The following is a 20,453-nucleotide window of genomic DNA, read 5'->3' as shown; positions in this document are numbered from 1 at the left end:
CGGTCAGTAACGCATCTCCAGGGTGATCTCGGCAGGCTGGTCGGCCGTCACCTCGAAGGCGCTGTCTTCGAACGAGGGCGGGCCCATGACCTTGGGATTGTTCGACAGCCCGTAGCCTTCCGTGGGGATCATGCCGAAGCGCCGGTCCAGCTCGCCGTTGTCGTTCTCGTCATGGTAGGCCAGCACCGCGTAGCGCCCGGGCGGCACGTCGCTGAACACCAGCGTCACCACTCCCTTCTCGGCCTTGGCCTTCTGCGCGGCGAAGGCCTGGTTCTCCTTGCGGAAGGTCTTCGGGTCGGCATACACCGCCACGGCCACCTGACCGTTGTCATGCTGAAGTCCGCTGAGCGTGACCTCAAGCTCCTGTGCGTAAACCGTGGGTGCTGCGAGAAGGGCAAGGGCGAGCCCCAGGGTGGGAAGTGCTTTCATGTCGTGCTCTCGAATTCGGGATAGCGAGTCGCCGGGCGGATAGTCCGCCATGGCGGTGTATGGAGGTCGATGGCCGACATACTCAGGGAACGGGCGAAGCGTTGTCCACGGGAGAGCGTGGGATCGGTCAACGCGTTGAGTCGGCTAGTTCGGTGAGCTGATGGCCTGAGAATGTATGACAAAACCAGAGCGGCCTGGGTATTGCGGTTCGTGCCCTTAAGGCCTGCGGCCTGTGGCGCAGGGAAAGCGTGGCGATCGTGCAGACTGCCGTGCAGGAATAAGCCTGCTCTTTTTGTTCGCTCTACTCTCGGTAAGTTTGAGCAGGCCAACACCTTAGAGCGTCCCCACGCGAAGCATGGGGGCGTGCATAGCCATTACAGCGCGTCAAATAACAAGTTCCGCGATGTTGGGTTACGCTTTTGATTGGATCTTCTTGGCTGATTTATTTGCATGCCATCCAAATGAGAGGCTGAGCATTAAATAATAGAACAAGGTGACTACGGTTATTATGACGAGTCCCGTCAACGTAAAGAGCGCGGGAAGGATTGTGGTTATTTCAGTAAGCGCTTGTGGGCCTAGTGCAACGGAAATTAATATCGCAAACCCAGCAGCCGATATGGTAAATGATGATATTAGACAGCCTATTGTTAACTTATTTTTTTCTGCGTTATTTGGGGCTCTTTTGTTGGTTGTTACAAATTTGTTTGAGGTGATAATGGACGCTCCCATAAGCATCGCTATGTTTGCTCCGGAGCCGAGGTCAATGTCGAAACCGTGCGCAAGCACGTTAAAAAATAGCATTAATAAGGCGTTTAGTAATGCAAACAATCCTACATATTTGGTGACTGATACTTCGTTTTTCGATGCCATGGTGACTTCCTTGTATTTGCATTGTTAAATTGATAAGTGAGCAAAAAAATCAGCTCTTGTAAGTCCTTGCGAAGCGACCGCTGAGTGTGGTGATGGCGGTGTGTCGCAGTCAGTCCGCCGTTAGCTTTAGCAGGCCGACTGCCACAAGGAGCCAAGTCATACCGGCCAAGCATAGCCACCAGGCCATGACCATGCGGCGTTTGATGAAGCGGGGCAAGCTGCGAACCTCGCTCTCCAAAAGGTCTCCTCGGTTTATGTGGCCTTTCGGAAACAATGCTACAGCTGCCAAACTGCTGGTTAGAATAAAGCGGGAGCAAAGGTCGCTATTACCCCAAAGCATTTTCTGTCGTAGCACATATTTGCTGTTCGGGAACGTGTGGAGAATCGTGTCGAGATGTCGGTATGTCATGCCAAGAATCATGAGCATGCCGGAGAAGCCAATTGCGAAAGGGGCCAGCATAAAAGCGAATGCCCACCAAGAGTTCCAGAACTCAGTCATGGCTTAGTCTGCCCGTACAAGAATTCTCCCATCCACTCACCACCTGCTGCACCACCGGCACCGCCAGCAACCGAAGCCCCGCCAACCACTATCAGACCGCAGGCAACACCGCCTAGTCCGGCTGTTGCTACTCCAAGAGCGACACAAATCGAACCCGCAGCAGGACTAGCAATCGCCACAGCTAGCGCCCCACCACCCAGCGCCCCGGCAAAGCTCCCCGTCTCGGTAAATCGAATCTTCTGACACGCCTGAGTTTCGCCTGCCTGACAAACCTCTTTGACCTTCAACGTAGAGGCCGTACCGCCCAGAGCAATACCGATATGGCCACCATACTTGAGGTACTTGGCTGCTTTGGCGATTTCGTCCATGTGGGTGGCGTAGCCAGGAATCTGGCCGGGTGTGCCGCCTCTGCTCCAGTGATGCACCAGGCTTCGGGTGGATATGCCGAGGTCTTGGCGCAGCGCAGGGTAGCTGCCCAGGCCAAGTTGCTTACCCAGGAAGGTCGCTTTCAGCTGATTATCGAGCTGGCGGTACAGCTGCTGGCGCGAAGCGAAGAACTGCTGACTTTGCAGATGTCCATGGGTGGCGAACTCACGTTGATGCAGGAATTCGATGTCACGCAGCGTGCTTTCGATCTGCTTCAAACCTTTGCCAAGCATAGCGGTGCCGATCCCGAGCGATTCGCCGGCGCCGCCCACCATCAGGGCGATTTCGGCCTGATGCTTCATCATGAAATCGGCCTCGCCCTCGCTCAGCGGTTCCAAAGCCGTACGCACCTCGGCGGCGGCCACCATCAGGTCGGCTTCTTCGCGCGAACAGGCGGTAGGGTTGATCAGGTTGCCCAGAACGAACATTTCCCCGGCTTTGAAGCCCTTCGCAAAGGTGGGGTTTAGCGCCTTGATGCGGCTGACCAAATGATTATGGGGCGTATCGGCAAACAACTTGGCGAGCACCTGCTCACCAGGCATGCTGCGAGGCACGACGTAGAAACCGGGCGGCAGAGCCTCGGGGAGCTTGAGGATGCCAGGCGGCGGCCAGTCGGAAAGCTCCTGCGTGGCTTCGGCCTTCTGCTCCCACGCAGCGAAGGAGGCGCCGCCGTTGCCTCGCTCGGTCTTCGGCAGCTGCGCCTGACGGCCCCATCCCCGGTCAGGCATCCAACTGGAGTCGCGGTTGCCGGCATTGTCCGCCTTCCAGCCGGTGTCCATGTCCCAGCCTTGATCGAACGGGTAGGCCGGGTCCTTAAGGTTGTCCATTCCCATGAAAATCTCCCTGTAGTGCTGAATCGGGTCGCAGTCTATCCGTTCAAGGCGGCGTTCGATCAGCGCCTGTTCACGGCTCGGTGAAGGGCGGGCGATGTGTTCAGGGCGGGTTTCCCAAGCCAAAAGCCCATCTCTATCAAACGCGCTAGGTTCCGGTTTGCCCTGTTGCGCCGCCCGCAAGGACGGCGCAAAGGCGTCATCTCACCGTCCGGCCTATGTCGAAGGCCTCGACGACATCCCGCATTCGTATCCACCAGTCGTCCTGCCAGTCCAGGATTTGCAGTTGGCGGCCGAAGAGGTGCACGCAGCTCGATTTCGGGTTGCAGAGCTGGGGCAGGAGGCGGTGGGTGAGCCACGCGCTAAAGCGCGGCGCGTAGGCAGAGCGGCTGGCGAAGGCAAGACGATAGACGTTTTCCAGATCCAGCCGAGGTTCGGGGTGGTCGCCTTCGCCGAAGCTCAGGCCTTCCACCCGGCAGTACTGGTGGATCGCAAGCGCGCCGTCGGAGTAGTCCAGCAGACGGGCGACTTCGTTGCCGTCGAACCAGAGCCGGCCGTCATGTTCATGGTGAACGGAAAGACGCATTCCCTCGAAGCGAGGGTGATGGGGAGTTGGCATGTCCTTTACCTCTACGTGAAATCAGCTTTCTTAGGGCTGGGTGCCGGGAGCTAAGAAACCCCACGTAGAGGGCCGGACATATTCCCCTTTCGGGTCTTGTATTAGCCCACTCCCGACGTCGCAGAGGTGTTTTTCTTGCGCGCACGGGCGGGCCGCAGGCGCAAAAAAGCCGCAGATGTCGGAAGCGGGCTAGCCGCTACGTGAGGCGTTTCTTAGGCGCCGAACGCGGAGGGTAGGAGGTAACGGGGAAGGGGTCAAGGCGGTGCGGCAAGGGGTAACCGTTCGCAGGCGACAGCGGCGAAGCCTTTGCAGGCCTCGCTACCCTCGTCGCTTCAGCCAACCGAAAGCGGTGCTGCCTCGAAGGTCGGCAATATGGAGGCACTGCGGGTCGGGTAAACCCTGGTCATCACTGCCCATTGCAGCGGCGGCGCCGTGTCCAGCATGAGTGTGCCAATCGCGAGCTGGACGTGGGCCGGGTCGTTGCCGGCGTATTCGACCGCCTCGTTGATGGCCTGCCGCCAGGGCTGTTCGTCGAAGCCTGCCCCCAGCAGGATGGCGCTTCCCGTCGAGGCCGACTGGTCGCCCGCCAAGAGCCGTGACATGTACCAGAAGTCATCCGAAGCGCTGAGGAACAGCTTGCCCTGGTTGTAGTTGGCGAACGGGACTTTCAGTTCGATGTAGTGGTAGTAGTCATGCGCGTCGGCATCGCGTGCCCACAGGTCGCACTGCTTCGTCTCCCGGTCCATCTGGCCGCGCCGCTGATCGAGCCAGACCTTGTACTCGACCCCGACGTCAACCCCGGCCCGCAGTCCGTGGCGTTCGATAAGCCAGAGATACAGTTCGATCTTCAGCCAACCTTCGAAGCCGTTACGCAGCTGGGAGAGCTCGGGCAATGCCTGCGCTCGGCGCGTCTGCAGGTCGGCAAGAAACATCTGAAACGTACGGGCGACATGGCTGATGCCGGGCATGGAAATTCCTTTTCTCGAGTGCCGCTGGCGGCGGTGAGGCGGACTACGGACGTTACGTGTTCTTGGGAGTTAACGGCAGCAGGCCCTGTCCACGTAGGTCTTGTTGCCGTTGCGATTGATGTAAAAGCAACCGCCCTTGGGGCCTTGCTGCAACGTAGCGCCGCTCGGGCCACAGCCTTTGGCCGATGACAGCTGAGGCGTTGAGATCAGAGCCAGGCCGAGGAGTATTGCCGCACAGAACGGCAAGCGGGATTTCAAGGCAGATCTTTTAACGGTGCTCATCAAGCGTCTCCGACATTGGGGCTTCATCTGCGGGCGCTGCTCTTCGCGCTCCAACCGTTATCGGCGACGCTCCAGGTTTCTCAAGGAATGAGGTGGTTCGCTCCCGCAGACGAAGCGGGTAGGGTGGAAAACGGCGAAGCCTTTTCCACGCGTTTTTGCCGGCTACCTCGGCGCACCGCACCAGTCGCTGGGATAAAGGCCAGCCGTGACGGCGCGATGGAAGCTGGAGTAGGGCCAGTCCGATACGCGAGTAACCAACCCGTGCTTCAGCGGGTTGAAGTGCACGTAATCCACATGGTGCCGGTAAATCGCGCTCGTCACGGATCAGATGCTCCCAATAACGCCGTTGCCAGAGCCCTCGCTCGCCGCGGGCTCGTTGCGTTGCGGTCAGGGCCTCGGTTTTCGGCAGCCGCCTGGCAAAGGCGAACTTGATGACCTTCCAGCGCAGCGCGAAATCGGCGTCGCCGTCGGGTAGCGTCCAGACGCAGTGCATATGGTCAGGCAGGACGACCCAGGCATCGATGCGAAAGGGGTGGCGGTCTTTGGTGGCGCGAACCGTCTCGCGCAGCAGGTCGACATGGCGAACAAGGAGGTCGCTTCGGCGGTCACGCAGATTGACGGTGAAGAAATAGGTAGCGCCCGGCACTTGGGCGCGGCGGTATCGAGACATGCGGCTCATCCTTGAGCGTTGTGTTGGCGACAGGGTTCGTATCGGTGGATAAGCGAAGCGTTATCCACCCTACGTCAACGTACCCACCCATTCCGCCGGCACATCGGCGTAGGGTGGAAAACGGCGAAGCCTTTTCCACGCGTCACTTCCAGGCTACCTCGCTCGGTTTTTGGCAGTCGCTTGGCAAACGCGAACTTAATGACCTTCCAGCGTAATGCGAAATCGGCGTCGCCGTCCGGTAGCGTCCAGACGCAATGCATGTGATCAGGCAGGACGACCCAGGCATCGATGTGAAACGGGTGGAGGCTCTTCGTGGCGCGAACGGTTTCACGCAGCAGGTCGACATGGCGAACAAGAAGGTCGCTTCGACGGTTGAGTAGATTGACCGTGAAGAAATAGCTGGCGCCCGGCACTTGGGCGCGGCGGTATCGAGACATGCGGCTCATCCTTGAGCGTGGTGTTGGCGGGAGGTAAGTATCGGTGGATAAGCAAAGCGTTATCCACCCTACGCCAGCTCACCCGCCCATACCGCCGACGCATCGACGTTGCCGGAGCGTAGGGTGGAAAACGGCGCAGCCTTTTCCACGCGTCTCTTCCAGGCTACCTCGCTTTCCAGACAGGTCTACCCCGGAATAGCGAAGTTTTGTTATCCAGGGATTAACCACCTTTTGAATAAATAGGGCACCAAAATACAGAATTATTGTCGTGACAATACCGCTAAAGACGCCGGTGAATACATTGTCGAACGAGGTCAATGCTTTAGTCCTTTTTGAAGATTCCAGAAAAGGTTGAATCTACCTGTAAGGCTTTAGATCGAGCAGAGCGTCAAGATAGTTCTGACGCTTTTCAAAAAAAATCTGTCTCCTTTTATGCTCGTCGGTACGCTAACTCGCTAGTTTTGGTTTATCCGGCTTATAGAGCCCAACGGCTAATAGGTTTACGTCTGCAGTGCTGAAAGCTTGCTGGTCCGTTCCCATATATTTGGCGTTCCGGCACGAGCAGCACGTCGTCAATGGTGCGGAGCAGATTATCAGTTAATTACACTTGGGCGCGGCGGTATCGAGACATGCGGCTCATCCTTGAACGTTGTGTTGGCGGGAGATCCGTATCGGTGGATAAGCAAAGCGTTATCCACCCTACGTTATCTCATTCGCCATTCCATCGGCGCATCGGCATTGCGTAGGGTGGAAAAACCTCGAAGCCATTTCCACGCGCTTTCCAGTGCTACTCGCTTCCAGCTACTTGCTACGTGAGCGCACCCAACCATTCCGCCAAGGCATCGGCGTAGGGTGGAAAACGGCGAAGTCTTTTCCACGCGCCATTTCCAGGCTACCTCGCTCTCGACAAAGGCATCATCAACTGCGCATCACCTTGTTCCAGTCGATATCGTGGCCTGCTGCCGCCAGTTCGCGAGCAAGGGCTTGCTTCCAACCGCTGCCACTGTCCATCTGTTCCCAAACGACGCCTGCAAAGTCACTAGGGATCTCTAGCGTGCCCCGCTTGAGGGCGCAGACCTTATCGCGACCCAGGCGGCCAATAAAGTAGCCCAGCTCCAGCAGAACGTTTTGTCTGGCCCGCGGTTCAGGATTTCCACCCTTCGCACAGCCTTCGTCGTCGGGGGTGAGCAGGACCACGGCAAAGCCGACATCACCGTGCGCAATCACTTTTTCGATAACGGTACGGCCTTGATTAGCCTGCTCGTGCAGGATGATGGCTTCTAGCCCGATACGCTCCAAGAAGCGCGCCACTGTTTCGCGCGCCCCATCATCGTGCCCATGCACAATGAAGACTTTGCTTGAAAGAGGAGGCTTTAACACGGGTTGGGTGTTTCCTTTGGCTTGGACGTAATTTCTGAAGTCACGAACAAAAGGAATGATGAGTTGCCCAGTTAAAGAGTGGATGCCGGCGATAACCTTTTTCCCAGAATAGAAAAAGTGATGGCTGAAATTGATTGCATAGCGCGGGTTATCACCCAGCTTCTGGATGAGAAGTAAAGTCAATCCGAGCTCTTCCTTAGGGTCATCTGGAAAGGCCAGTTGGGCGCTTCCCACAAAGCTTCCGCCGGATTTTTCGCTTTCCTTGAGAAAGAGGTCCAGATCTAGCCCCTCTGTCAGCTCACTGGTGTAGGGCGCGAGCTCAGGGTGCCTCAACAATTGAGCGAGCTTTTTCAGTGGGCGTTCATATGTTTGAAGTTGCGAAGCCTGCAGATCAAGAACTGCGTTGTTGATTTCAGCAAAGAGGTCCTGAGCCATCATTCATCCTCTTCGACTTGAAGCCTAGCCTCGGCCGCTTTCTGAACAATGTTCTCTCGATATGATTCTTTTATGTGGTCAGTTAGCGAGCCTACGATCGGATTGGATGAGTATTGACCAACCCGACTATCGATCATTTGGCAAACAGACTGAATTGCGGTCTCGATGCTTGCAGGGTCGTGCGGATCGAACTGGACGGTTCCTAACTCACCATCCAATTCGTCTAACGCACGCTGGGCTTGGTCCAACTCTCTTTGTAGCTTATTCAGTCCCTGGATCTCGAACATAAGACTCCCTCCTATAAAAAGCGATGGTCGCCGATCAATCCCAGCTCAACGCCCCACCCGTCTGATACTCAATCACCCGCGTCTCAAAGAAGTTCTTCTCTTTCTTCAAGTCCATAATCTCGCTCATCCACGGGAACGGGTTGGTGGTGCCTGGGTACTCTTCCTTCAGGCCGATCTGGGTCAGACGGCGGTTGGCGATGAATTTGAGGTAGTCCTCCATCATCGCGGCGTTCATGCCGAGGACGCCGCGGGGCATGGTGTCGCGGGCGTATTCGATTTCGAGCTGCGTACCCTGGAGGATCATCTGGGTCGCTTCGTCCTTCATGGCGGCGTCCCACAGGTGCGGGTTTTCGATCTTGATCTGGTTGATCACGTCGATGCCGAAGTTCAGGTGCATGGACTCGTCGCGCAGGATGTACTGGAACTGCTCGGCGGTGCCGGTCATCTTGTTGCGGCGGCCCATGGAGAGGATCTGGGTGAAGCCGCAGTAGAAGAAGATGCCTTCGAGCACGCAGTAGTAGGCGATGAGGTTGCGCAGGAACTCTTTGTCGGTCTCGACGGTGCCGGTGGTGAAGTTCGGGTCGGAGATCGAGCGGGTGTACTTGAGGCCCCAGGAAGCCTTCTTCGCGACGCTCGGGATCTCGTGGTACATGTTGAAGATCTCGCCTTCGTCCATGCCCAGCGATTCGATGCAGTACTGGTAGGCGTGGGTGTGGATCGCCTCTTCGAAGGCCTGGCGCAGGATGTACTGGCGGCACTCGGGGTTGGTGATCAGGCGGTACACGGCCAGCACGAGGTTGTTGGCGACCAGGCTGTCGGCGGTGGAGAAGAAGCCGAGGTTGCGCTTGACGATGCGGCGCTCGTCTTCGGAGAGGCCGTCCTTGCTCTTCCACAGGGCAATGTCGGCGTTCATGTTCACTTCCTGCGGCATCCAGTGGTTGGCGCAACCATCCAGATACTTCTGCCAGGCCCAGTCGTACTTGAAGGGGACGAGCTGGTTGAGGTCGGCGCGCGCATTGATCATGCGCTTCTCGTCCACGCGTACGCGGGCCGATTCGCCTTCGAGTTCGTTGAGGCCTTCCTGGATGTCCAGGTCGTCGAGGGCTTTCTTGGCGCGTGCGACGGCGTCGGAGTCGTCGGCGGCGACGGCGCGGGCTTCTTCGACCGAGCCTGCGGCTTCGTTATCGAGACGCGCGTTGCCGTCGGCAACGGTCGGTTGCGGCGCGACGGCCGGGGTGGTGCCTTCTTCGGGTTTGTCGAATTCGTCCCAGCTCAGCATGTGCGATTGCTCCTGATTGGGGACCGGTCATGGCCGGTCGGATATGTTGGGGTGGCTTCTGGTTTGCACGCAAAAGCGCGGAATCTGTAGGTCGCTGTCGACCATGAGTGGGCCGCATCGGTGGATGCGAAAAGCGGCATCCACCCTACGAATCAGGCCACTCGGTGTAAGGGCGAAGCTGGGCGAGTGAGCGCAAGGCGCCTGTCGAGTCGGAACCCCTGAGCGTACAGCTGTACGTGATGGGGTCCGGCTCGGCAGGCAACGCAGCGCTCGCCGCCCAGATGCGTCCGCCTTCCTTTATTACTGGCAGGCTTCGCAGTCCGGGTTATCGATACTGCACGCCAGCGGCACCGGTGCCGGCTTCGGCTCTGCTGCCGGGGCGGCGGCGGGGGCCGGCGCGGCGCTGAGGCCGTCGTTGCCACCACTGGACACGGCGTTGAGCTTGCCGGTGTTGATGGTGGACTTCTCGGTGCTGGTCGCGGCCAGGGCACGGAGGTAGTAGGTGGTCTTCAGGCCACGGTACCAGGCCATGCGGTAGGTCACGTCGAGCTTCTTGCCCGAGGCACCGGCGATGTACAGGTTGAGCGACTGCGCCTGATCGATCCACTTCTGGCGACGGCTGGCAGCATCGACGATCCACTTGGTCTCGACTTCGAACGCGGTGGCGTAGAGGTCCTTGAGGTCCTGGGGGATGCGCTCGATCTGCTGAACGGAGCCGTCGTAGTACTTGAGGTCGTTGACCATGACCGGGTCCCACAGGCCGCGCGCCTTGAGGTCGCGCACCAGGTAGGGGTTGATCACGGTGAATTCGCCCGAGAGGTTCGACTTCACGTAGAGGTTCTGGTAGGTCGGCTCGATGGACTGCGACACGCCGGTGATGTTGGCGATGGTCGCGGTCGGCGCGATGGCCATGATGTTCGAGTTGCGGATGCCTTTCTTCACGCGCTCGCGCACCGGGGCCCAGTCCAGGGACTCGGCGAGGTCGACGTCGATGTACTTCTGGCCGCGCTGCTCGATGAGGATCTGCTGCGAGTCGAGCGGCAGGATGCCCTGGCTCCACAGCGAACCCTGGAAGCTCTGGTAGGCGCCACGCTCGTCGGCCAGGTCACAGGAGGCCTGGATGGCGTAGTAGCTGATGGCTTCCATGGACTTGTCGGCGAAGTCCACGGCCGCGTCCGAGCCGTAGGGAATGTGCTGCAGGTACAGCGCGTCCTGGAAGCCCATCAGGCCCAGGCCCACCGGGCGGTGCTTGAAGTTGGAGTTCTGCGCCTGCGGGACCGAGTAGTAGTTGATGTCGATGACGTTATCGAGCATGCGTACCGCGGTCTTGACGGTCTTCTCCAGCTTGGCGAGGTCCAGCTTGCCGTCGACGATGTGGTTCGGCAGGTTGACCGAGCCCAGGTTGCAGACGGCGATCTCGTCCTTGTTGGTGTTCAGGGTGATCTCGGTGCAGAGGTTGGAGCTGTGCACCACGCCCACGTGCTGCTGCGGGCTGCGCAGGTTGCACGGGTCCTTGAAGGTCAGCCACGGGTGGCCGGTCTCGAACAGCATCGAGAGCATCTTGCGCCACAGGTCCTTGGCGGGGATGGTCTTGAACAGCTTGATCTTGCCGTACTTGGTCAGCTCTTCGTAGTACTCGTAGCGTTCTTCGAAGGCGCGGCCGGTCAGGTCGTGCAGGTCCGGTACGTCGGACGGCGAGAAGAGGGTCCACTGGCCATCGTCGAACACGCGCTTCATGAACAGGTCCGGAATCCAGTTCGCGGTGTTCATGTCGTGGGTGCGGCGACGGTCGTCACCGGTGTTCTTGCGCAGCTCGATGAACTCTTCGATGTCCATGTGCCAGGTTTCGAGGTACGCGCAGACCGCGCCCTTGCGCTTGCCACCCTGGTTGACCGCAACGGCGGTGTCGTTGACCACCTTGAGGAAGGGCACGACGCCCTGGCTCTTGCCGTTGGTGCCCTTGATGTAGGCGCCCAGCGCGCGCACCGGGGTCCAGTCGTTGCCCAGGCCGCCGGCGAATTTGGACAGCAGGGCGTTGTCGCGGATGGCGTCGTAGATGCCGCCCAGGTCGTCCGGGACGGTGGTCAGGTAGCACGAGGACAGCTGCGGACGCAGGGTGCCGGCGTTGAACAGGGTCGGCGTCGAGCTCATGTAGTCGAAGGACGACAACAGGTTGTAGAACTCGATGGCGCGCGCTTCCTTGTCCTTCTCTTCAGTGGCCAGGCCCATGGCCACGCGCATGAAGAAGATCTGCGGCAGTTCGAAGCGGGTGCCGTCCTTGTGGATGAAGTAGCGGTCGTAGAGGGTCTGCAGGCCCAGGTAGGTGAACTGCTGGTCGCGCTCGTGATCGATCGCCGCGCCCAGGCGCTCCAGGTCGAAGTCCTTGAGGTTCGGGGCCAGCAGCTCGAACTCGACGCCTTTCTCGACGTAGGCGGGCAGGGCCTTGGCGTACAGCTCGGCCATTTCGTGGTGGGTGGCGCTTTCGGCCACGCCGAGGAAGCCCAGCGCTTCGGCGCGCAGGGTGTCCATCAGCAGGCGGGCGGTCACCTGGCTGTAGTTCGGCTCGCGCTCGACGAGGGTACGGGCGGTCATCACCAGGGCGGTGTTGACGTCCTTCTCGGCGACGCCGTCGTAGAGGTTCTTCAGGGTTTCGCGCTCGATCAGCGCGGCGTCGACCTCGGCTAGGCCTTCGCAGGCTTCGGCGATGATGGTCTGCAGACGGCCCATGTCCAGCGGGCTCAGGCTGCCGTCGGCGCGGGTCACGCGGATGGTCGGGTGCGGCTGGGCGATCTCGCCACCGGCGGCGCTGACGCTCTTGCGCTCCTGGGCGCGGGCTTCGCGGTAGATGACGTAGTCGCGGGCGACCTTCTGCTCGCCGGCGCGCATCAGGGCCAGTTCGACCTGGTCCTGGATTTCTTCGATGTGGATGGTGCCGCCCGAGGGCATGCGGCGCTTGAAGGTGGTGGTGACCTGTTCGGTCAGGCGGCGCACGGTGTCGTGGATGCGCGAGGAAGCGGCGGCGTTGCCGCCTTCCACTGCGAGGAACGCCTTGGTGATGGCTACGGTGATCTTGTCGTCGGTGTAGGGGACGACGGTGCCGTTGCGCTTGATCACGCGCAGCTGGCCCGGCGCGGTGGCTACCAGATCCTGGGTGGCATCGGCGCCCTTCGGCGCGCTGGCCTGCGGGTTCTCGCGAGTGGTCTCGGTCTGCATTAGGGTCTCCACTGTTTCTGATTTATCGACACTTCGGTGTCGCCTGGTTCAACGCGGCGTACCACTCGGGACGCCGCCCCTCCGATCACAGGCAAGCACGCTGCGAAGTGCCTTCCTGGCTTTCAAGTCCGCTTGTGCCTTGCACGTGACAACCACAACCCCTTGTGTTGCGCGCCGGCCTGTGGCACGGCTGCAACCGGATGGGCCAGGCGATAGCCATGCGGCCCGCGGCCGTGCGTAACGGCCGCTGGGGTGTCGTACAACGCTGCACTCGATGGGCCGAAAAGCACGTCGAAAGGGCTTTTCTTTGGCAACCAATTTGTGCTTGTGTTTCGTGCCAAAACCCAACATGTAGGTGTGTTTGGCGATGGGGATACAAGATAGTGTTTGGGTGGGTGTCTGGCAAGCGCCTAAATGCTGTGGATAACCTGTGGGTTTCCATGGGGTAAAACGCTGCAGGCGGCGTCGATCCTAAGCCCGCGCCATGACAGTTCTCTTATTGCCGCGGGCCGGTTGCCCGAGGTTTTTTTTAAGACTGAGACGACCACTACATCTTGTGTTTCCAGGCGCTTCGTGGTGGTGCCTGTCGCAGGGGCCGGCCGTTGCTACAATGCCGTCCGCCTGGCGCAGTGGCTGCGCCCTCAAATGTGGAGAAAGACGGTGGAGCACGAAGCCTGGCAGATCCTCATCGTCGAGGACGATCAACGTCTGGCGCAGCTGACTCGCGAGTACCTGGAGCTCAACGGCCTGCGCGTGGCCATCGAGGCCGACGGCGCCCGGGCCGCCGAGCGCATCCTGGCCGAGCGGCCGGACCTGGTGGTGCTCGACCTGATGCTGCCGGGCGCCGACGGCCACAGCATCTGCCAGCAGGTTCGCCCGGACTATGACGGCCCCATCCTTATCCTCACCGCCCGCGATGACGACCTCGACGAAGTCCTCGGCCTGGAAAACGGTGCCGACGACTACGTCTGCAAGCCGGTCAGGCCGCGAGTCCTGCTGGCGCGTATCCGGGCGCTGCTGCGCCGTCGCGAGGCGCCGGACAACACGGCGGGCGCCTCGGCCGATCCCCGGCGGCTGCAGTACGGCCCGCTGGTGGTCGACAGCGTGCTGCGCGAGGCCTGGCTGCGCGGCGAGGGCATCGAGCTGACCGGCGCGGAGTTCGACCTGCTCTGGCTGCTGGTTTCCAACCCGGGGCGCACGCTGTCGCGCGAAGAGATCTTCGTCCAGCTGCGCGGCATCGAATACGACGGCCAGGACCGCTCCATCGACGTGCGCATCTCGCGCATCCGGCCGAAGATCGGCGACGACCCGGAGCATCCCAGGCTGATCAAGACGCTGCGCGGCAAGGGCTACCTCTTCGTCGCCGAAGCGGCCGAGGCGCTGGTGTGATGCCGTCCCGATGAAATCCATCTTCCTGCGCATCTACGGCGGCATGCTCGCCGTCCTGCTGCTGGTGGCGCTGCTCGGTGTCGGCGGGGTGCAGCTGCTCAACCAGGTGCGCTCCGACCAGCACCGCGAGCGGCTGGCCAGCGGGACCTTCAACCTCATGGCCTACAACATGCGGCAGATGACCCCGGTGGATCGCCGTCAGGCCGCCAACCTCTGGGGGCGGCTGCTGGGCATTCCACTGCGGGTGCGCACCCTCGAGGATGTCCGGCTCGAAGGGCGGCTGGAGGCGCGCCTGCTGCGCGGGCAGGTGCTGGTGGAGCAGACCCGGCCGCACGCGGTGACGGTGTACAGCCTGGTCAGCGCCGAGGACGGCCTGGTGCTCACCGGCGAGGTCGAGCAGGTCAGCGAACAGCTGGCGCGCGCCACTATCTATCTGCTGATCGACGAGCTGATCCGCTACCCGCAGGAGGAACAGGCGCAGCGTCTGGCCGAATTGAAGGAGGCGCGGCAGTTCGGTTTCGAGCTGCAGCTGGTGACCCGCGACAGCGCCAGCCTCGACGACGATCAGCGCCGGCGCCTGGATGAAGGCGACACGGTGATGGCGCTGGACCGCGGCGGCGATGCGATCCGCGTGTTTGCCGCCATCGCCGGTACGCCTTGGATCGTCCAGCTCGGGCCGTTGTATCAGATGAACCCCTATCCGCCGCAGCTGCTTGCGTTGATCGCGGCGCTGGGGCTGTCCCTGATCGGCCTGACGGTCTACCTGCTGGTGCGCCAGCTGGAAAACCGGCTTCGCCAGCTCGAACGCGCCGCGACCCGAATCGCCGACGGCGACCTGGCGACCCGCGTGCCCGACGCCAGCCCCGACTCGGTCGGCCGGCTGGCCGCGGCGTTCAACGGCATGGCGCTGCACCTGCAGCGGCTGCTGAACATCCAGCGCGAGATGGTCCGCGCCGTGGCCCATGAGCTGCGCACGCCGGTGGCGCGCCTGCGCTTCGGGCTGGAGATGGTCGGCCAGGCGCAGCAGCCCGAGGCACGCGAGAAATACCTGGAGGGCATGGACGCCGATATCGACGACCTCGACCGGCTGGTGGACGAAATGCTGGTGCTGTCGCGCCTGGAGCAGGGTTCGCCGGCGCTGACCTTCGAAGCGGTCGACGTGCAGGCCCTGGTCGACCAGGTGATCGCCGAGCTCGCGCCGTTGCGTCCGGACGTGCGGGTCGAGCGCGGCGTCGGCAGCGTGCCGCAGGACGGCCGGGCCTGGGCCGACACCGAACCGCGCTACTTGCGCCGCGCGCTGACCAACCTGATCACCAACGCCATGCGCCACGCCGAATCGCGGGTGCGGGTGAGCGTCCACATGGAGGCCACCCACGCCCGGCTGGATGTCGAGGACGACGGCCCCGGCGTGCCGGAAGAGGCCTGGGAAAAGGTGTTCACGCCGTTCCTGCGCCTGGACGACAGCCGCACCCGGGCTTCCGGCGGGCATGGCCTGGGGCTGTCCATCGTGCGGCGCATCATCTATTGGCATGGCGGCCGGACGCATCTCGATCACAGCGAACTGGGCGGCGCCCGCTTCAGCCTCGTCTGGCCGACGAAGCAGGGGTAAGGGCGGTGAGGGCAAGGCCCTGCGCTCGACAGCCTGGTGTTTGGATTGGGACGGTCGACCGGGCATGAGCGTCCGGCACGCCCTCAGCCTGGGGGAGAGGCAGGCAGGTCTCTTTCGTTGCCCAAGTCCATTCGCGATCAAGACCGTTCCCACGCTGGGTCTGTGGCGCGCTTGTGTGGGGAAAATATTTCCGCAGGGGGCTGGAGTGACAAATCGCAGGTGGGCGAATGGTTTACGTCGCGGGGATGCCGACCAGGCTCAGCAGGTAATTCTCGAAGCATACGAACTGTCCGTCCAGTTCGGCCCCCCGGTGCCACCCGGGCGAGAGGTCGGTGAGCAGGCGCAGGCGGGCGCTGCCGTCCTGGCCGAGGTGGACGAGTTCGGCGTGTTCGAAATAGAAGCGTGTCTGCACCAGCGGGTAGAGCGCCTTGAACAGGCTTTCCTTCAGCGAGAAGGTGACGGTCACCTTCAGGGCGCGTTCGGCGTCGTCCAGGATGGCGTAACCCTCGCGCTCGGCGGGGGTGAGGATTTCTTCCATCAGGCGATCGGCGCGCCCGGCGTCGAGTCGCCTTTCCACGTCCAGGCCAAGCCCGCGCCAGTGCGAGGCCTGCCCGACGACCGCGCCCGCCCAGCCGCCGCCATGGGTGATCGAGCCGACACAGCCGGCCGGCCAGGCGGGGGATCGGTCTTCGTTGGACTGGACCACCGCGCCGTTGCCATGGGTCAGGCGTAGCGCTTCATGGGCGCAGAGGCGGCCGGCGAGGTATTCGGTCTGCCGCTTGCCAGCCCCGCGTGGGGCCGCGATGCCGCAGCGGCCGAAGTCCTCGGGGTCGAGGCGTGCCGGATCGAAGCGCGTGCTGACCAGTCGCGCGCCCCTTGCCGGAAAGGGGAACGGCCAGTCGCTGGACAGCGCCGTGCAGCAGCGGGGCAAGGGGAGAGGTGGGGTCGTCATGGGGGGATTCTGACGTAAAAGCGGCGGTTGGGGTGAGGCTAGAGCGGTCGGTGGGTTTTCGTGTGGGGATCGGTAGACGGTGGGGAGCTCATTCGCGGTCAAGACCGCTCCCTCGGGCATTGGTGCTTCTGGTGCTTTTGTCGGGCTCCGGGCTCTGGCGCTTAGTGGACCGGGTCCGCTGGTGCGGTTTGTTTCGGAGCGGTCGGGGACGCCTGCTTGACCGAGTCTTCTGAGCGGTTCTCGCATGGGAGTCGCCCGGGACGTCTGCGCAAGCGCCCCGGGCGATCAGGCGCGCTGACAGGTCAGAGCATGCTCTCCGCCTCGTCTTCCAGGCGCTCGATGGCGGTGTTGAGTTCGTCCAGGGCGGCGTCGGTCATGGGGTGGTTCTGCTTGAGCAGGGTTTCGCTGCGCTGGCAGGCGGCCCTCAGCTGGGGGACGCCGCAGTAGCGCGTGGCGCCGTGCAGGCGGTGGATGCGTTCGAGCAGGGCGTTGCGGTCGCCGGTCTGGCGCGCGTTCTGGATGGCCAGTCGATCGGCGTCCAGCGAGGCGAGCAGCATGCGCAGCATGTCGGCGGCCAGGTCCGGTTTGCCGGCGGCCAGGCGCAGGCCTTCCTCGGCGTCGAGCACGTCGAGGTTGTCCTGCAGGGCCGGCAGTTCGCCCATGTCCGGCGCCTGGTTGCGCAGCGCGAGGCCCGTCCACTTGAGCACGACCTGCGCCAGCTGGCGCTCGCTGATCGGCTTGGTGAGGTAGTCGTCCAGCCCGCTCTGCAGCAGCGAGCGCTTCTCGTTGGCCAGGGCGTGGGCGGTCAGGGCGATGATCGGCAGCGGCGGCTGGCCGTTGGCGCCTTCCCACTGGCGGATCGCCTCGGTGGTCTGGCGGCCATCCATGCCGGGCATCTGGACGTCCATGAAGACCATGTCGAAGGCCTGTTCGCGTACCGCCTCGATGGCCGACTGGCCGTTGTCCACGGCCTCCACCTCGGCGCCCAGGTCGCTGAGCAAGGTCTGCACCAGCAGCAGGTTGGCCGGGTTGTCGTCCACGCACAGGATGCGCGGCGGACGGCTCGGGGCGACGTGCAGGTTGGTGCCGAGCAGCGAGAGTTGCGGGCTGACCAGTTCCAGCAGGGCGCGTTGCAGCTTGCGCGTGCAGGCCGGCTTGGCCTGCAGCTGGGCGTGGGCTTCGGGCAGCGCTTCGTGGTACAGCGCCTGCTCGGTGGTGGGGCAGAGCACCACCGTTTTGCAGCCGGCCTTTTCCAGCTCCCAGAGCATCTGCCCGAGCCGCTGCGGCGGGAACTCCACCTGGCTGACGCCGAGCACGGCGAGGGTGATCGGCTTGTTCTCCAGCCGTTCGGCCGCCACCGCCTGCTGCAGGGTGTCGAAGGTTTCGAAGGTCAGCACCTTCAGACCGCAGTCCTCCAGTTCGTGTTGCAGGGCCTGGCGGGCCAGCGGATGGGGTTCGATGACGGCGACGCGGCGGCCGATCAGCGGGGCGCGGGGCAGGTCCTCGATGTCGTCGCGGGCCTTGGGCAGGCTCAGGCTGATCCAGAACTCCGAGCCTTCTTCGGGAATGCTCTCGACGCCGATTTCGCCGCCCATCTGCTCGATCAGGCGCTTGGAGATGACCAGCCCGAGCCCGGTGCCGCCCGGTTGGCGCGAGAGCGAGTTGTCGGCCTGGCTGAAGGCCTGGAACAGCGCGCGAAGGTCCTGGTCGGTCAGGCCGATGCCGGTGTCCTGGACGCTGATGCGCAGCTGGGCGCGGTCGCTGCTTTCGTCCTCGACCATCGCCCGCACGACGATGGTGCCCTCGTAGGTGAACTTGATGGCGTTGCTCACCAGGTTGGTCAGCACCTGCTTGAGGCGCAGCGGGTCGCCGACCAACGACAGCGGCGTGTCGCGGTAGATCAGGGAGACCAGTTCGAGCTGCTTGGCGTGGGCGGCCGGGGCGAGGATGGTGAGGGTGTCTTCGATCAGGTCGCGCAGGTTGAAGGGGATGGCCTCGAGCACCAGCTTGCCGGCCTCGATCTTCGAGAAGTCGAGGATCTCGTTGATGATGCCCAGCAGGCTGTCGGCCGATTTCTCGATGGTCGAGAGGTAGTCGTGCTGGCGCGGGGTGAGGTCGCTTTTCTGCAGCAGGTGGGTGAAGCCCAGGATGCCGTTGAGCGGCGTGCGGATCTCGTGGCTCATGTTGGCGAGGAATTCGGACTTGATCCGGCTGGCTTCCAGCGCCTCCTTGCGTGCGAGGTCGAGCTCAATGTTCTGGATCTCGATGGTTTCGAGGTTCTGGCGCACGTCCTCGGTGGCCTGGTCGATGCTCTGCTGCAATTCCTCGCGGGCGCTGAGCAGCGCCTCGGCCATGCGGTTGATGCCGGCGGCCAGTTCGTCCAGCTCGTAGCTGCCGAGGGCCGGCAGGCGGGTTTCCAGGTGGCCGTCCTTGAGCTGCGCGACCGCCAGCTTGATGCGCTGCAGCGGGCGGCTGATGGTGCGGCTCATGCGCAGTGCCAGCAGGGCGGTGACGATCAGCCCGGCACCGACGATCAGCAGGCTGGCGAACAGGCTGCGATAGCCGCGCAGCAGGGTGTTGTGGTGGGACAGCTCGAGTTCGAGCCAGCCGATCAGGCGGTCGTCGTTGCCGCGGATGTCCTCGGCGAGGTTCTGGTGACGGCTGAGCACCGGCATCAGGATGCGCGTGGTGTCCAGGCTGCTGACCTGGGTCAGGCCCAGCGGGTCGCCGGGTGGCGAGGGGGTGAGCATGCTCGGGCCGGAGTAGGCGCGCAGGCTGCGGTCGGAGTCGAGTATCGCGACGGCGCGCACGTCGGGCTGGTCGAGCACCTGGTTGAGGATTCGCTGCAGGCGGTTGCCGTAGCCCTGGGCCATCGCCGGTGCGGCCAGGGGCGCCAGCTGGCGTGCGATCAGCTGGCCACGCTCGTTGAGCTCCTGGCGCATTTCCGACAGCTGCATCCAGGTGAAGTAGGCGCCCAGGCCCACCGCGAGCAGGGTGCTCGGCAACAGCGTGAGCATCAGCACGCGGCCTCTGATTCCTAGATGTCTGAGCACGGTCTTTCTATCCCCGGATTGGCAGCGGACAAGTGTAGCGATTAGGCCGATGGGAATCTGCGGCAGCTTTTGCAACAATGCCGATCAGGAACCATTCCCATTCGCAGGTGAGAAATGATCGCTCCCCTTTTGGCGGCCAGCCGGGTGCTGGTCATCGAAGACGACCCCGTGCTGGCCGGGCATCTTGCCAGCCACCTGACCCAGGCCGATTACCAGGTGACCCTGCGCCACGATGGCGAAGCGGGGTTGCGCCTGGCCTGCGAGGAGGTCTTCGACCTGATCCTGATGGACATCATGCTGCCGGGCCAGAGCGGCCTGCAGGTCCTGTCACGGCTGCGGCGCGAGCATGCCGTGCCGGTGATCCTGATGTCCGCCCTGGGCGCCGAGCAGGATCGCATCGCCGGTTTCAGCCAGGGTGCCGACGATTATCTGCCCAAGCCCTTCAGCATGGGCGAGATGCGGGTGCGCATCGATGCGGTGCTGCGCCGTGTCGCCTACGAGCGCCGCCAGCAGGAGCCGGTGAGGGACAACCCAGAGCTTGCGTTCGACGGCAAGCGCAACGATGTCTGCCACGCCGGCGCCTGGGCGGGCCTGACCGCCACCGAGTACCGGTTGCTGGAAATCCTCGCCCGCCACGCCGAGGAAGTGCTGAGCAAGCCCTACCTGTATCAGCAGGTGCTGCACCGCGGCTACGCCAGCCATGACCGCAGCCTGGACATGCACATCAGCCACATCCGCCGCAAGCTGACCGCCATCGGATACACCACCGGGCGGCTGGAGACGGTGTGGGGCAAGGGCTACCTGCTGACGCGGATCACCGCTTGAG

Annotated in this window: 15 protein-coding genes and 2 pseudogenes; 3 read left to right on the top strand and 14 right to left on the bottom strand. The window is 62.6% G+C overall.

From position 1 onward, the window contains the following. Window positions 1-3: 3 nt before the first annotated feature. The 12 genes and pseudogenes from DN824_RS17280 to DN824_RS17225 form a co-directional block, all read right to left on the bottom strand. The gene (locus DN824_RS17280) at window positions 4-429 is read right to left on the bottom strand and encodes a DUF2141 domain-containing protein (protein WP_138409650.1); all 426 of its coding nucleotides are present in this window, start codon (window positions 427-429) and stop codon (window positions 4-6) included. Between the two features lie 411 nt (window positions 430-840). Further along, the gene (locus DN824_RS17275) at window positions 841-1,299 is read right to left on the bottom strand and encodes an ABZJ_00895 family protein (RefSeq protein WP_138409649.1); all 459 of its coding nucleotides are present in this window, start codon (window positions 1,297-1,299) and stop codon (window positions 841-843) included. Window positions 1,300-1,408: 109 nt separating this feature from the next. Further along, entirely contained in the window at window positions 1,409-1,798 is a 390-nt protein-coding gene (locus DN824_RS17270; RefSeq protein ID WP_138409648.1) for a hypothetical protein, read from the bottom strand. Next, a complete protein-coding gene (locus DN824_RS17265; protein ID WP_241666725.1) occupies window positions 1,795-3,180 on the bottom strand; it encodes a hypothetical protein in 1,386 nt (461 codons plus the stop codon). The genes DN824_RS17270 and DN824_RS17265 overlap by 4 nt, the downstream gene beginning before the upstream one ends. A gap of 73 nt (window positions 3,181-3,253) precedes the next feature. Beyond that, complete coding sequence (locus tag DN824_RS17260) at window positions 3,254-3,640, bottom strand: BRO family protein (RefSeq protein ID WP_158295397.1); 387 nt, start codon at window positions 3,638-3,640, stop codon at window positions 3,254-3,256. A gap of 365 nt (window positions 3,641-4,005) precedes the next feature. Continuing rightward, the gene (locus DN824_RS17255) at window positions 4,006-4,641 is read right to left on the bottom strand and encodes a hypothetical protein (protein ID WP_138409646.1); all 636 of its coding nucleotides are present in this window, start codon (window positions 4,639-4,641) and stop codon (window positions 4,006-4,008) included. A gap of 444 nt (window positions 4,642-5,085) precedes the next feature. Beyond that, window positions 5,086-5,593: pseudogene (locus DN824_RS17250) on the bottom strand (REP-associated tyrosine transposase). Window positions 5,594-5,754: 161 nt separating this feature from the next. Further along, window positions 5,755-6,030, bottom strand: a pseudogene (locus DN824_RS17245) (REP-associated tyrosine transposase); the annotation flags it as partial. 918 nt (window positions 6,031-6,948) lie between these two features. Beyond that, window positions 6,949-7,848, bottom strand: a complete 900-nt coding sequence (locus DN824_RS17240) for a nucleotide-binding protein (protein WP_282097008.1) — start codon at window positions 7,846-7,848, stop codon at window positions 6,949-6,951. Beyond that, entirely contained in the window at window positions 7,845-8,132 is a 288-nt protein-coding gene (locus tag DN824_RS17235) for a hypothetical protein (protein WP_138409645.1), read from the bottom strand. The genes DN824_RS17240 and DN824_RS17235 overlap by 4 nt, the downstream gene beginning before the upstream one ends. Before the next feature lie 34 nt (window positions 8,133-8,166). Continuing rightward, the gene (locus DN824_RS17230; RefSeq protein ID WP_138409644.1) at window positions 8,167-9,411 is read right to left on the bottom strand and encodes a ribonucleotide-diphosphate reductase subunit beta; all 1,245 of its coding nucleotides are present in this window, start codon (window positions 9,409-9,411) and stop codon (window positions 8,167-8,169) included. A 300-nt stretch (window positions 9,412-9,711) separates the two neighbouring features. Then, the gene (locus DN824_RS17225) at window positions 9,712-12,624 is read right to left on the bottom strand and encodes a ribonucleoside-diphosphate reductase subunit alpha (RefSeq protein ID WP_138409643.1); all 2,913 of its coding nucleotides are present in this window, start codon (window positions 12,622-12,624) and stop codon (window positions 9,712-9,714) included. A gap of 660 nt (window positions 12,625-13,284) precedes the next feature. On the opposite strand from DN824_RS17225, the gene DN824_RS17220 reads away from it, so the two are divergent. Continuing rightward, window positions 13,285-14,013, top strand: a complete 729-nt coding sequence (locus DN824_RS17220) for a winged helix-turn-helix domain-containing protein (RefSeq protein WP_138409642.1) — start codon at window positions 13,285-13,287, stop codon at window positions 14,011-14,013. Between the two features lie 10 nt (window positions 14,014-14,023). After that, window positions 14,024-15,622, top strand: coding sequence for an ATP-binding protein (locus DN824_RS17215; RefSeq protein ID WP_138409641.1), 1,599 nt, complete (start codon window positions 14,024-14,026; stop codon window positions 15,620-15,622). Between the two features lie 232 nt (window positions 15,623-15,854). Here DN824_RS17215 and DN824_RS17210 read toward each other — a convergent pair whose 3' ends face one another. Next, window positions 15,855-16,574 (bottom strand): 4'-phosphopantetheinyl transferase family protein, encoded by a 720-nt coding sequence (locus DN824_RS17210; RefSeq protein WP_138409640.1) that lies wholly within the window; start codon window positions 16,572-16,574, stop codon window positions 15,855-15,857. Between the two features lie 302 nt (window positions 16,575-16,876). Beyond that, the gene (locus DN824_RS17205) at window positions 16,877-19,627 is read right to left on the bottom strand and encodes a response regulator (protein WP_194150427.1); all 2,751 of its coding nucleotides are present in this window, start codon (window positions 19,625-19,627) and stop codon (window positions 16,877-16,879) included. 114 nt (window positions 19,628-19,741) lie between these two features. Here DN824_RS17205 and DN824_RS17200 point away from each other — a divergent pair, with 114 nt between their 5' ends. Continuing rightward, on the top strand, window positions 19,742-20,452 hold the full coding sequence (locus DN824_RS17200; protein WP_138409639.1) for a response regulator transcription factor: 711 nt from the start codon (window positions 19,742-19,744) through the stop codon (window positions 20,450-20,452). Window position 20,453 lies beyond the last annotated feature (1 nt).

The organism is Stutzerimonas nosocomialis, from assembly GCF_005876855.1.
Taxonomy (GTDB): Bacteria; Pseudomonadota; Gammaproteobacteria; order Pseudomonadales; family Pseudomonadaceae; genus Stutzerimonas; species Stutzerimonas nosocomialis.
This window is presented reverse-complemented; position numbering and strand designations above follow the sequence as displayed.